Source organism: Vibrio sp. 03_296, assembly GCF_002265885.1.
This window is the reverse complement of record NZ_NPKW01000147.1, coordinates 37,808-51,073: the sequence shown is the minus strand read 5'-3', so window position 1 is coordinate 51,073 and position 13,266 is coordinate 37,808. Positions and strand designations below refer to the sequence as shown.

The 13,266-nt window shown below is 47.9% G+C and carries 10 protein-coding genes; 8 read left to right on the top strand and 2 right to left on the bottom strand.

The annotated features are described in order from the left end of the window. Positions 1 to 64: 64 nt before the first annotated feature. Positions 65 to 1,984: a GGDEF domain-containing protein gene (locus CIK04_RS19765; RefSeq protein ID WP_097352693.1), complete on the bottom strand. Its 1,920-nt coding sequence runs from the start codon at positions 1,982 to 1,984 to the stop codon at positions 65 to 67. Between the two features lie 250 nt (positions 1,985 to 2,234). Further along, positions 2,235 to 3,077: a DNA ligase gene (locus CIK04_RS19760; RefSeq protein WP_045629467.1), complete on the bottom strand. Its 843-nt coding sequence runs from the start codon at positions 3,075 to 3,077 to the stop codon at positions 2,235 to 2,237. 297 nt (positions 3,078 to 3,374) lie between these two features. Between CIK04_RS19760 and CIK04_RS19755 the strand changes: the two genes are divergently transcribed. From CIK04_RS19755 to CIK04_RS19720, 8 genes are all read left to right on the top strand, one after another. After that, positions 3,375 to 3,695 carry an STAS domain-containing protein gene (locus tag CIK04_RS19755; protein WP_011080500.1) on the top strand — a complete coding sequence of 107 codons (321 nt, stop codon included), beginning with the start codon at positions 3,375 to 3,377 and terminating at the stop codon, positions 3,693 to 3,695. 31 nt (positions 3,696 to 3,726) lie between these two features. Next, positions 3,727 to 4,569, top strand: a complete 843-nt coding sequence (locus CIK04_RS19750; protein ID WP_097352692.1) for an OmpA family protein — start codon at positions 3,727 to 3,729, stop codon at positions 4,567 to 4,569. Further along, complete coding sequence (locus tag CIK04_RS19745) at positions 4,566 to 6,665, top strand: SLBB domain-containing protein (RefSeq protein WP_038969095.1); 2,100 nt, start codon at positions 4,566 to 4,568, stop codon at positions 6,663 to 6,665. Before CIK04_RS19750 ends, CIK04_RS19745 begins: the two co-directional genes overlap by 4 nt. Then, on the top strand, positions 6,665 to 7,357 hold the full coding sequence (locus tag CIK04_RS19740; RefSeq protein ID WP_176463387.1) for a chromosome partitioning protein ParA: 693 nt from the start codon (positions 6,665 to 6,667) through the stop codon (positions 7,355 to 7,357). Before CIK04_RS19745 ends, CIK04_RS19740 begins: the two co-directional genes overlap by 1 nt. A 14-nt stretch (positions 7,358 to 7,371) precedes the next feature. Beyond that, a complete protein-coding gene (locus CIK04_RS19735; RefSeq protein WP_039547260.1) occupies positions 7,372 to 8,172 on the top strand; it encodes a phosphate/phosphite/phosphonate ABC transporter substrate-binding protein in 801 nt (266 codons plus the stop codon). A gap of 23 nt (positions 8,173 to 8,195) precedes the next feature. Further along, the gene (locus CIK04_RS19730; RefSeq protein ID WP_097352690.1) at positions 8,196 to 10,484 is read left to right on the top strand and encodes an ATP-binding protein; all 2,289 of its coding nucleotides are present in this window, start codon (positions 8,196 to 8,198) and stop codon (positions 10,482 to 10,484) included. A 156-nt stretch (positions 10,485 to 10,640) separates the two neighbouring features. Further along, positions 10,641 to 12,134 carry a sigma-54 dependent transcriptional regulator gene (locus CIK04_RS19725; protein WP_097352689.1) on the top strand — a complete coding sequence of 498 codons (1,494 nt, stop codon included), beginning with the start codon at positions 10,641 to 10,643 and terminating at the stop codon, positions 12,132 to 12,134. Beyond that, complete coding sequence (locus CIK04_RS19720) at positions 12,127 to 13,260, top strand: glycosyltransferase (protein ID WP_080536087.1); 1,134 nt, start codon at positions 12,127 to 12,129, stop codon at positions 13,258 to 13,260. The genes CIK04_RS19725 and CIK04_RS19720 overlap by 8 nt, the downstream gene beginning before the upstream one ends. Positions 13,261 to 13,266: the final 6 nt, after the last annotated feature.

Here is a 13,266-nt window from a genome sequence, read left to right as displayed (position 1 = left end):
GATGAGGCTTTTTGTTTATCTGCGATAGAATAAACACTGCGCAGAAAGGAAAAAGAAAAGGGGCTCAGATGACTTTTACGCCATTTCTGCCACCACGTTTGATGTCATATAACGCTTCATCGGCTTGCGATAAATAGGGTTCCCAATTTTTCTGCAATTCATGAGCCGAAGAGACACAAACCGCACCAATCGAAACCGTAACGGCGACAACCTCATCCGATGCGGCAATTTCAGTTCGCGAAATCGCTTCTTGCAGCCTGGTTAATGTCTGATGGGCCTGTTGGCAAGTTAGATTCAATACTAGAACAAACTCTTCTCCCCCCCATCGCAGCAGCAAGTCGTCACCACGCGTACAGCAGCTAAGCATGTCGGCTACCTTAGACAACACATCATCACCCACTTGATGTCCATATGTATCATTGATCTGTTTGAAATGATCGATATCGACTACAGCCAAGCATTTCGGCGTGTTCATGGTGTCTGACTTGTTGCTGATGCTTTGCCACCATTTATCCAGATAGCTGCGATTGTTCACCCGCGTAAGAGGATCAATCATAGATTGCGTCTCTAGCCGCACGTTTTGTTGCGTCAATGTTTGTTGTAAACGTTGGCTTGCTTTGAGTTTACGCCAAAGCAGATAGGCGAGACACGAGAATAGAGTCACGGTCAGCATATAGGCCCGTTCACGTAATTTTTGCGTTTCCAGTTGGGTCAGTTGCAATGCATTTTTCGCCTCCAGCAACATCAACTCTTGCGACGCGAGTTTTTCATCGAGCCGACCTCTGACAATCGCCACGTCCGTATTAAACGATTCTGTGAGGTATTTTTGCTCTAACTGCGACGCGGTTTGATAAGTTTGCAGCGCAGACTTGAGTTCACCCGATTGCTGTTGAATTCGAGACAATGTTTTTAGCGCCTCAATGATCGCAATGGTCTCTTTATCTTCTTCAAACTGCTTCAATGCCAACTGGATATAGCTGGTAGCATCTTTGAGTTCATTTTCGACGAGGAACACTTCCGCAAGAATGTCTTGGCAATGAGCAATTTGACGCTCAGTGCCGTTTTTCTGTGCAAATTTGAGACATTCTAAACCGGTTTCCATGGCGAGTTGCGTGTGCTCTTGCCTCAGCAATACTTCCGTCATGTTGACTAGGGTTTTAATTTTTAGATAGCTGGCCCCTGCCAAGCCGGCCTTTTCATATGCCAATCGGATGTTAGTGAGTTCAGAATCTTTACGCCCCATGGCCCCATCAATCACACTGGCATTCGTGAGTAAGATGGCTTCAAACAAAGTGTTTTTGAAATGATTAGAGTCATAGAGTCGATTAGACTGACGATTGAATTGCTCCGCACGTTGCCAATCTTTGCTATCCATGTACACAGTGGAGATATTATTGAGCACCATAGAAGCCTGAAGCGGCTCTTCATTCTGTTCAAAAATCTCTAACGCACGATGATACTGATTCAGCGCCACCGTAAAATCGGTAAACTCATAGGCTACGTTGCCGAGCCATTTTAGCGCGCGCCCTTCTAAAGACTGGTAGCCAAGCGCATCGGCCATCTCTTGCGCTTCAAGAAAATACGCCTCTGCTTGGCGAAAATGATTTTGGGCCATCAGCCCACGACCTTGCGTTAACTTCGCTTCAGCCTTAATCCATTGCTGATTCGTTTGCTCTGCCAACTCAAGCACTTCGGGTAAGTTGGAGCTTTCTTTTCCTTCATACTTAAAGAGGTTGTTTTTAGCAAACAAATACAAGGCTTTGGCGTTATCGCTGCCATTTTCTGGATAAACGAACGCTTTATTTGCCGTGATTTGTGGGTAGCGTAGCGAATCCACGTAATACTGAAGGTAAATATGCTCTTGCTCGGAGATGATCTCATCTAGGTAGAGATCGCAAGGTAAGGCATGAGGCTCGGCAAAAACCGCAGTTGGAATGAGAGCAGAAAAAAGTGATATGAATAACGGTTTAACTTTTGATGACATTCGGCATTACTGACTCAGATTCGCTCTTCCTTGAAGACAGGGCTACCGCAATGCCACGCCATCAAAGCAACGCAGACGACAGAGCAAAAACGATAAGTTAGAGCCATGAAAACTATCATTTCATAGCGCATATGGATGATAAACATACAAAAAACATGGAGACTGCGTTATATAATTTCCAACTCTATAACGCAAGACATTCGTCACACAATCAACGCATTTCAGTTAGAAGTTCTGTTATTTAGACCATTTATTCTGGAAGACGCTCTCGCAGATATCGGGCAAATTTGGGTTTGCCGCTGTTAGTGAAACCATTGTGTCGATAAGTAACGGTCGCACCAATGGCGGGGGGATTTTTGCGTTGTTCGTCAGTGAAACCACTACCAATATAGAACTCAGTCCCATCATCAAGCCGCACTAACAAAGCACCTAGCATCCCCATTAAACGGCCACTCCCTGGTTTATAGCCAATGACCATCGCTTCTGCATCACTGTACTTCTTCAGTTTTAGTAGATCACTGCCCCGTCCCGCTTGGTAGCGACTGGTAATATTCCTAAGCATCACCCCTTCTCCACTGACGCCAGTAATGGCATCCAGTTTTTCAAAAAGCTGTGCTTCGCTGACGATCGGTTTGTGCTCAACAAATTTGATGTGCTTTGCGTCGATGTTTTTTACTAAATCGATCAGGGTATAGTAGCGCTTTTGGTAATCACCCGCTGACTCAGGTAGGTCAAAAACCATAAAGTCAATCTGCTTCCAAGCATGCTCATCAGGCGTGGTGTCCAACACCGTCTGCTGCACAATGTGAAAGTTGCCTCGTCCGGCCCACAACTCACCATCGAGCGCCATCGGTGGCAATGCTTCAACAAACCACTTCGGAGCATAAATTCGATTGCCATTGCGAGTGAGTAATTGAGTGCCGGTCCAATACGCCCGAATACCATCCAGTTTTTCGCTGTACCAGTAGTCATTGATCTTCACGCCATGCCCATAAGTTTGTGCAAGCATCACCTCTGGTATTGGCAATGGCTCTTCCTCAGCCATCGCAGGGATGGCGACGAGAATCGCCATCGATAACATAGTCAAACGCATCCTGCTTCCCTTAATCCTTTCCTTTCTAGCGTTTTTATCGCATTTCTCCACCATGTTCACGTCTAGTTTCGAGGTTCATAAATGATGTGCGACAGCACTCAGTAAAAATCGAAAAAGGGTTCTATTAATTACAATTTTTCCATGCTCTCAGACGTGTTTTCCTGATTCTCAAATTGAGAAAAAATCATTTCGATTTGAGAAGCTTAAGATGCGCCAATCTATCTGTTTGATTTTTATGGTTTAATTTTTGGCATACAACCTGCTATTTGTTGAAGACACCCAACAGGAGAACGTCACATGGAACTCAGCACACTCGACCTCAATCAACAAACACTCACTCTGTCTATCGTTGGTAATTTTGATGCCCACGGCAGCCGCCAAGCCCAAATTCACATTGATGAGTTGATCAACAACGATCGCCATACCGATATCGAAGTCGATATGAGTGGTGTTGAGTTTCTCGATTCATCTGGTATTGGGGCGATCGTTTATCTCTATAAAAGATTAGTTGAACGTGAACGCACCATGCGCATTGAAAACGTACGCGGCCAGCCACTCGAAATCATCAGTTTACTGCGTATTGACCACGCGATTCCCGTTAACTCTAAGCAGTTTTAGCCATAACAATAAAAATTCGTCGGAGGTTGGCATGCAAAAACACTTACTGTTTACAACGCTCTATTTCACCCTGCTCATCTCAGGTTGTGCAAGCTACCCTGAGCATGGCAGCGGTGGATTGGCAGAGAGTTATCAAAATATCAGTTATGAAAACGCCGACTTTTCTCCGGTCATGCCTGATGAACCTCTCGGTCCTGAACATGGCATGCGCTTCGATTGGCAACTGGCAAAATTACACTTAGATTCGTTGATCCGAGAAGGCGCTAAATGGTGCTTTCCTGCCTCTGTGGTACAAGCCTTAGAGTTGCAAAACCGCATTGCTCGTGAACTGCAAGGCGGATTACTGCTCGATGCAGCGAACGATTTGGTGATTCAACGTAAACGTCTGCACCAACTAGAGCAGCAGCTCGACTACGTACTTTCTCACACTCGTTGCATTCCCCCACGCGATGAAGACGCCTTCCATTTTCAGTTGGATATGGTCAACGAGCTGTATGACATTCTCAATATTGACAATCAATTCGCGGTGAATTCAGCGGAAATTAATCCGAAATACATGGGCCACCTTGCAAAAGCAGCCAATATATTGCGCGAGCACACCACATTAACCCTTACCGTTACGGGCCACGCGGATGCCACCGGTAACGAGGCATACAACGAAAAACTGGCAATGGACAGAGCCGAGCAAGTCAAACGTTATTTAGCCATTTTCGGTTTAGACCCCAACCGTATCACCACCTATTCACTGGGAGAGAAACTGCCCTTGTTTGATGGTGAAAGTGCCGCCGTGCGCCTGACCAATCGACGCGTGAGCATCGAAATTCAATCACCAGCAAACACCGAGCCATCTCCCTATGCAGGAGGCGTACAATGAACATCGCAAAAAGCTATCTCGCTCTCATCCTTTTGCTGTTAATGATTGCGCCAATCCTAAGTCACGCTGCCGATGAGCGCGTACAGGTGGGTGATCTGATCCAAATTAACCTACCTGGTGAAGAGAGCCTCAATCGCGGATTCCAAGTCGATAAACGCGGACGAATCACTCTACCAGAAATTGGCCCAATTTATGTTGCTGGTTATCAGTCGACACAATTGGAAAACGCGGTAAAACAGTCCTTATCCACCGTTTTTCGTGATGTGAGTAACCTCAGCGTGTTTATCAAACAGCAACAGATGCTGATTTCCGTTCAAGGCTATGTAACGCAGCCGGGTGAATACACATTACCGCAAGGCGCAAGCGTTGAGATGGCTTTCCATGCCGCGGGGGGATTACGCTCTGGTGCTCAACTCGACAAAATGCAGCTAAAACGCGGCAGCGACCGTCGTGAGTTTAACTACAAACAATTTCTCGACACTGGCAACGATGAGTTGTTACCACAGCTGAGTTCGCTTGACGTGCTTTTCGTTCCCGCCTCGCCTTTGGTGGGCAACATTGAGCAGACGTTTGATCCTGCGAAACTGGCTGACAGTGGCGACAGCGCAGATTCTGCCAAAGGCATCAAAGTGTTCGGTGAGGTGAATTCGCCAGGCTCGTTCAGTTACAAGCCAGACACCAATTTGGTTGATATTTTGATGCGCTCAGGTGGGGTCACACGCTACGCTGGCGTAGAACAGATCCGAGTGATTTCCAACAATGAGCCCAAAGTATTCAATCTAAAAAAATACCTCGATAGCGGCGATTCTTCCCTTTTACCCGATATCGCCCCCGGCTCTACCGTGTTCGTTCCTCGTCAGGAAGAGGAGATCAAGTCCGGATCCAACACCGTGTATATCATGGGAGAAGTGGCTCAACCCGGTGCGTATGAAGGTAAACCTGGGGCCACCTTTATGGACATTCTTGCCAACGCTGGCGGCCCAACCCGATTTGCTGAGTCTCGTCAAATTCGTGTGCTTAAAGCGGATGGGCGCGTGATCCGATTTGATTTGACCGCACACACGGAAGGATTGGGCAAAACCAAAGTGCCACAAATACAGCCCGGTGACGCCATTTTTGTCCCGGAAAAAACCGACATGAACGAGAAGTCCTGGCTTAAAGTGGCCCCCGATCGCGCCGTTGCTGTCATGGGTGAAGTGGTTCGTCCGGGTCGCATTGAGTGGTCCGACGAAATGGATTTGATGGATCTACTGGCGCATGTCGGTGGCCCAACATTACGTGCTGACACAACAAAGATAGAAGTTGTTAACGGTGGCAAAATGCAAGTGTTTGACCTCGATGCTTTTATTCGCCAAGGTGCGCCAACGAAAGCCCTACCTCGCATTGATGCAGGCGCAATCATTCGTGTGCACGATTTACCGCAAGACCCTTCGGACAACAAATCACAGTGGGTGAGACAAAGCTCAGACGCCTCGATTTATGTCTTTGGTCAAGTCAATGCGCCAGGGCGCTATCGCTTTACCAATGAAATGCACTTTCTTGACATTTTGTCTGCCGCTGACGGACCAACCAAAGATGCTGATATTCACAATATCCGCGTCACGCACCGAGATAAAAGCTACTCGCTGGTCAGCAAACTCAATCTCTCACTCTATTTTGAAACCGGAGATGAATCTCTTCTTCCTCACGTCAAGCCCGGTGACACCATCTACATTCCCGAGAAGGAGAAAAACTGGCTCGATACCAGCAAAGAATCGACCGTTAGAGTGCTAGGAGCGGTGAACAAACCGGGACGCTACGCCTTTAACGACAACATGACGATCCTCGATTTGCTGGCGGAGGCTGGTGGGCCAAGCTCAAGCGCCTATTTGGAGAAAATCAGCGTGGTGAATATGTCTTGCTGCCAAGGGCAGGCGCGTACCTTCGATCTCGTGAGTTTCAGCAAAACCGCAAATATTTACCATCTTCCCGTGATCCGCGCTGGCGACACGATTTATATTCCGAGCCGCGATGAAAGCTTGATTGAAAAAGCACGAGCAGGTTTACGTGATGTACTGCAAATCACCACCACCTTGGTATTAATAGGAGCGTTGTGATGATGATTCCCGCGACTCACGCCGAAATTGAACAGCTCTATCTCAAAGCAGAGCTTGAACAGATTCACTCCATTTGTATCACGGGCTGCAGCTCTGGTGACGGCGTCACCTCCATTGCTACTGCGCTGGCTGAACGATTCATTCTTGCGGGTCATCACACCTTGTATGTCGACCTCAATCTGTTTAAGCCCGCTTTTCACGATGTGCATAGCTTCGAGCACGAAGCGCAGCCAGGAATGCTCATCGAACACAATGAAACCCATCAAGTATTGGTCGGCGTACCGGCGCCCACCCAGACGGCCGTTCAGCTTTCCTACAAAGATCCGGCCAACTTGTGCTCAGCCGTCAATAAATGGCAAAGCCACTATGAGCGAATCATTATTGATACCTCGCCGCTGCTTAATCTCAATAAAGGAAATGTGCCAGCACAAAGCGTCGCCAGTGCGTGTGATGCCACCATTCTTGTCGCTTGCTATGGCAGTACAACAGAAAGCCAAATTTTGCAGGCACAAAGTCTGCTCGATGCCCGATCGATTCATCTACTTGGCACCATTTTGAACATGAAAGATTCGCCAAGTTTTTCGGAAGAATTAGTCAGACAATTGAATAAATTCAAATTTCTTCCACTACGCTTAAGAAAGCGCGTAGAAAACTGGTTGTATAAAAACGAATTTTTGAATCTGCCCTATTGATTGGAGACTTGACGATGAAGCAATGGATACTGACAGCACTGCTCCTCTTTACTCCCATCAGTTGGTGTAAACCACTGGTTTTTGGTGTGGTACCTCAACAATCCGCCAGCCGTCTGGCCGACAATTGGACGCCAGTGATCAAAGCACTCAGCGAGGAAACCGGACTCGAGATTGTCTTTGCCACCGCCCCCGACATTCCGGCGTTTGAAGCTCGCCTTAGTGAGGGCGATTACGACATCGCTTACATGAACCCTTATCACTACGTGGTGTTCCACCAGCAAGTTGGCTATCAAGCCATCGCCAAAGCCAAAGATACGTTGATTTATGGCTTAATTGTGGTGAATGCCAATGATTCCATTAACTCCATTTCTCAGTTGAGTGGACAAACATTAGCGTTCCCGTCACCAGCCGCTTTTGCTGCGACGATTCTGACGCAAGGGTATTTAAACCAACAAGGTATTGAATATCAGCCCAAATACGTTTCATCCCACGATTCTGTTTATCTCAATGTGGCTCGTGGCTTATTGCCTGCTGGCGGTGGTATTGCCAGAACACTGAACGCGGCTCCTGCCGATGTTCGCCAGCAATTAAAGATACTTTGGACCAGCGATGGCTACACGCCACACCCCATCGCCGTAAAACCGAACCTTGATGCAAACACCGTATTGGCGCTGCAAAACGCTCTGCTCAATCTCCATCAGCGTAACAAGACAGAGTCATTATTGAATCCACTCAAGATTTCTGCGTTTGTCGCGGCGCAAGATTCTGATTGGAACGATATTCGCCAACTCGACATTAAGTTACTGACGGACTAAAGGTATGTTGCCAGGAGGCCACTATGTCTTTTCGAATTAAAACCATCATCGGCATTGCCTGCATTGAAATCGTCATGTTGATGCTACTGGTTCTCAGCGCCATGAACTTCATGCGCCAATCTAACCAAGAGCAATTTATTCAAAAAGCCAATGCCACCTCACAGATGTTTGCTCGCGCATCTAAAGATGCCCTACTTTCGCTTGATCTCGCCACTTTGGATGATTTGACTCAAGAAATCCTCTCTCTTCCAGACATCCTCTATGTGGATATCCGCAACAATGATCAGCAACTGGCGTTTGCCGGTGCTTTGCCAAAAGAGAGTGCCGATTGGCAGGTCGATGACCGAGTCAGCTTAGGCGATTTGGCGTTTGATGTGAGTGAGAAGATCACCGTCGATGGCGTAACCTATGGTGAAATTCGTATGGGTTTTAACACCGCAGCGATTCAAACCGCGCTTGATGAAGCGAGCAAAGCCATCGTCCTTATCGCCGTACTAGAGATCATTCTTGTTGCTCTGTTTTCCTATTTTTTAGGGAGTTATCTTAGCCAAAATCTTTATCAACTCACTCGCGCAGCGGAGCGCGTTGCCAGTGATGGTCCCGGCTTTCAACTTCAACTCAAGGCGAAAGATGAAATCGGTAAAGTGGCCGCCGCGTTTGACTCCATGTCGCACAATCTCGCTACCAGCTACCAAGAGCTAGAGCAAGCCCGAACCCAAGCAGAGCTCGCCAACGAATCGAAAAGCCGCTTTCTGGCCTCCATGTCTCATGAAATTCGCACGCCAATGAATGGCGTTCTTGGGCTACTCGGCATTCTGGGTGAAACCAAACTGGACAACCATCAGCAAAACCTAGTCCATACGGCGAAAGAATCTGGCGAGCTGCTGCTTTCCATCATCAACGACATTCTCGATTTCTCTCGCATGGAAGCCAATACGCTGATTCTTTACCCTCGCCCATTTGAGCTAAAAAGTTGCGTTGAGGAAATCGTCAACAGCTTTGAGCCGCTCGCTAAAACCAAAGGGCTGTACTTGTCTCTTACCTTCAACGATGAGTGTGACTACGTGGTCATGGGCGACTCAAACCGCTATCGCCAAGTGCTGCTCAACTTGCTCGGCAACGCCGTCAAATTTACCCAAAAAGGAAGCGTATCCCTTCATGTGACGACACAAAACGAAGGCGATAAGCTCTATATCCGCTGCGAGATCAACGACACCGGTATCGGTATCGCGCCCGATGCCATGGCCATTTTGTTCGAAGAGTTCACCATGGTCGATCAGGGCTATTCACGCACTCGCGAAGGCTCGGGGCTTGGCCTTGCGATTTGCAAACGTCTTGCTCAATTGATGGAAGGTGAAATCAACGTTGAAAGCGAAGTGGGAAAAGGCTCTTGCTTTGTGTTTAGTGTGGAAATGCCACTGGCAGAACATGACACTGTCACGCAACAGGCTCAGCCTGACAATGATAGCGTCTGCACATTGCTTCAAGGCAAACGTATCTTGGTTGCGGAAGACAACACCGCGAATCAGATGGTGATCAAAGCCATGTTTGAACGCCTTGGCGTGGCGATCGACTTAGCCAACGATGGTTACGAAGCGGTGAGCATGGCATCAAAACACCACTACGACATTATTTTTATGGATATTTCAATGCCCGGCAAAGACGGCATGCAAGCGTGCAAAGAGATTCGTCAATTGCCCAATGCCAAACAAGCAGCAACGCCCATTATTGCGCTTACCGCACACGCGCTATATGGCGATAAAGAAAAGTTTCTTCGCTCAGGCATGAATGGCTACCTCTCTAAACCGCTACGTAGCCGCCATTTAATGGAGGAGTTGAACAAAGTTCTAAGCGCCTCCAATCACTACGATACTGCTAATAAGCCCCCTGAAACGGAGAAAAACAATCATATGCAGATCACTTTAACGTCAGAGAAAAACACAACCTCCCCATTGGTGGATGAGTTGATCATTCAACAAATGATTCGTGACACCAGTGCCGAGGTGATGCCGATGCTCATTGAGCATTACATTGAAGAATCGGAGCGGCGCTTGGTGAAGATTGATCAGGCGATCGCTCACAACGATTTTCAGCAACTGGAGTTTGAGTTACACACGCTAGGCAGTTCATCACTGGCGCTGGGCAATCGACGCTTATCCAACCAGGCCAGAAAGCTTGAGCGGCTGTGCTTGGCAAAAGAGTATGACACCGTGATGAATGAGGCATCTGGTATTACGCAATTAGCGCACGATTCGCTGTCTGCCCTAAACGATCGCAAACAACTTGGGTTTGTAGAGCCCAACTCAATTTAACGCGTTGAATACTGCTGTTCTAAAACGAGATCGCACAACAAAGATTAGAAAAAATGTCAATCAAAAATAGTCGCTTAACCCAACAAAGCGACGCCCATGTGCTAAAACTATTATTAGTATACGAGCAACAGACGGTGACATGGGTAAGGAGAAGAGATGCGAGCAAAAGTACTGTTAGTCGAGGATTCCACTTCACTTGCCATTTTATATAAGCAATACGTCAAAGATGAACCCTATGACATTTTTCACGTGGAAACCGGACGTGACGCGATTCAGTTTATTGAGCGCAATACACCGCAGCTGGTGATTTTAGATCTCAAGTTGCCCGATATGTCCGGGGAAGATGTGCTTGACTGGATCAACCAAAACGATGTTCCGACCGCTGTTATCATTGCCACCGCTCATGGTTCCGTCGACATCGCCGTCAGCTTAATGAACAAAGGGGCGGAAGATTTTCTCGAAAAGCCAATCAAAGCCGACCGTTTAAAAACATCCATTGCCGTTCATCTAAAACGCGCCAAATTAGAGCATTTGGTTGAGAACATACAGTCTCGCTTCGACAGACCACGTTATCACGGCTTTATCGGCGCGTGCCTGCCAATGCAGGCAGTATATAAAACCATTGATTCCGTGGCGCCAACCACCGCCAGTGTTTTTATCAACGGAGAAAGTGGCACAGGGAAAGAAGTGTGTGCTGAAGCGATACACAAACAGAGTCTGCGCAAAGACCAGCCCTTTATCGCAATCAACTGTGGGGCGATTCCTCGTGACTTAATGGAAAGCGAAATCTTTGGTCACTTAAAAGGGGCGTTTACCGGAGCGACAACCGATCGCAAAGGTGCAGCCATGCTGGCCAACGGCGGCACGCTATTTCTCGATGAATTGTGCGAGATGGAACTGGAGATGCAGAAAAAACTGCTGCGTTTTCTTCAGACCGGCACCTTCACCCCACTCGGCGGCAGTAAAGAAATCAAAGTGGATGTACGCATCATCTGCGCCACCAATCGCGATCCCCTCAAAGAGGTCGAAGAAGGCCGTTTTAGGGAAGATCTCTACTATCGTGTCCATGTGGTTCCAATTGAAATGCCACCACTGAGAGAACGAGGTAACGACATCGTTGAGCTGGCCAATCACTTCCTCAAAACTTACGCCAAAGAGGACGGCAAAAAATTCAACTCAATCAGCAAAGAAGCGCAATCAATACTTAAAAAATACAACTGGCCGGGCAATGTCCGTCAGTTGCAGAACATCATTCGCAACATTGTCGTTCTCAACGATGACAACCAACTGGATATGGAACATTTGCCGGCTCAACTGACCACCAAACCGCAAACTGTCAAAGAACCCGCTAAACTCTCAGCACCACCTCAACCCGTTCAAGCGGTCATCCAGGAGATGCGCAACGGACATGAGGCGTTAAACCATCATTCGCTTGAGACGCAAACATCCAAGGCCAATCCACTCGCTCACAATGCGTTCCACCATTCTGACGGCAGTATCCGTCCAATGTGGCAAATTGAACGCGAAGCGATTCAAAACGCCATCGCCTTTTGCGACGGCAACGTGATCAGTGCGGCGGTGATGTTGGAGCTAAGCCCTTCGACGGTGTATCGCAAAAAACAAGCATGGGAGGCAGAAGAAAATGCCTGACGATAACAAAGCCACACTCGGCAAAAAACGCCCAGCTAAGAGTCATCGTGTCGGGAAAGAGATATGGCTGCTGCTCGACTCTCTCATTTACGGTGGGATTGAAAGCCATGTGATTGAGCTTGCTTCGGCTCTCAAGGCTCAGCATTATTCGGTACGTGTGTTGTTAACCAACAAGTATGTCCGTCGCCCTCCGATTATGCAGCAGCTCAGACAGCGAGGGATCCGCGTTAACTACATCTCTCAGTTATCCGGCAATCACCCCATGCCCATCATGCAGTTAGCGGTTGCGCTAAAGCGCTATCGGCCCATTGCCGTACATACCCATGGCTACAAAGCCAATATCTACGCGCGCTTAGCACGAATGATGAGCTTTCCGCATTTGCGTTTAGTCAGCACCTATCATGCAGGAGAAAGCAAAACGGGTAAGCTGTGGTTGTACGATTGGGTCGATCGCCTGACCAGCTTCATTAGCGATCATCGCTTTGCGGTCAGCGATGCCATTCTTCACTCTTTGCCTTTTGCTGGAGAGCGAATCAACAATTTTGTCCCGGTATCAGAGCTGGCAGAATCGCATCAGCGTTGCGCGCAACACATCGGCTTTGTTGGCCGTTTGAGTTATGAAAAAGCCGCCGATCGATATGTCGAGTTGGCGGAGCACTTCCCTTCACTGACCTTCCATCTGTACGGAGACGGACCAGAACGCGAGCCATTGGAGACCTTGGCGAACGACAACGTCGAGTTTTCTGGATTTGTCAGCGACATGACGAAGGTTTGGCCTAAGATTTCCGTGTTGATCATCCCCTCTCGTTTTGAAGGCTTACCCATGGCCGCGTTAGAAGCCATGGCAAACGGCGTCGCTGTCATTGCGATGAACGTCGGCCAATTGGGCCAACTTATCGAACATGGCCAAAACGGATTTATTGCGCAAACAGAAGCAGATTTAGTGGCGCATTTGCGGCGTTGGTTGGAGATGCCATCCGTGGAACAGCAACGCCTACTGCTTCAGGCTCGCGAGACAATAATGCAACACTATTCGCCTCAAGCCGTCTTACCGCAAATTCTCTCGGCCTATCATATCGACAACGCTTCTCCCAATTTGAGAATCAAATTGACACCTCACCATTAGCCAACA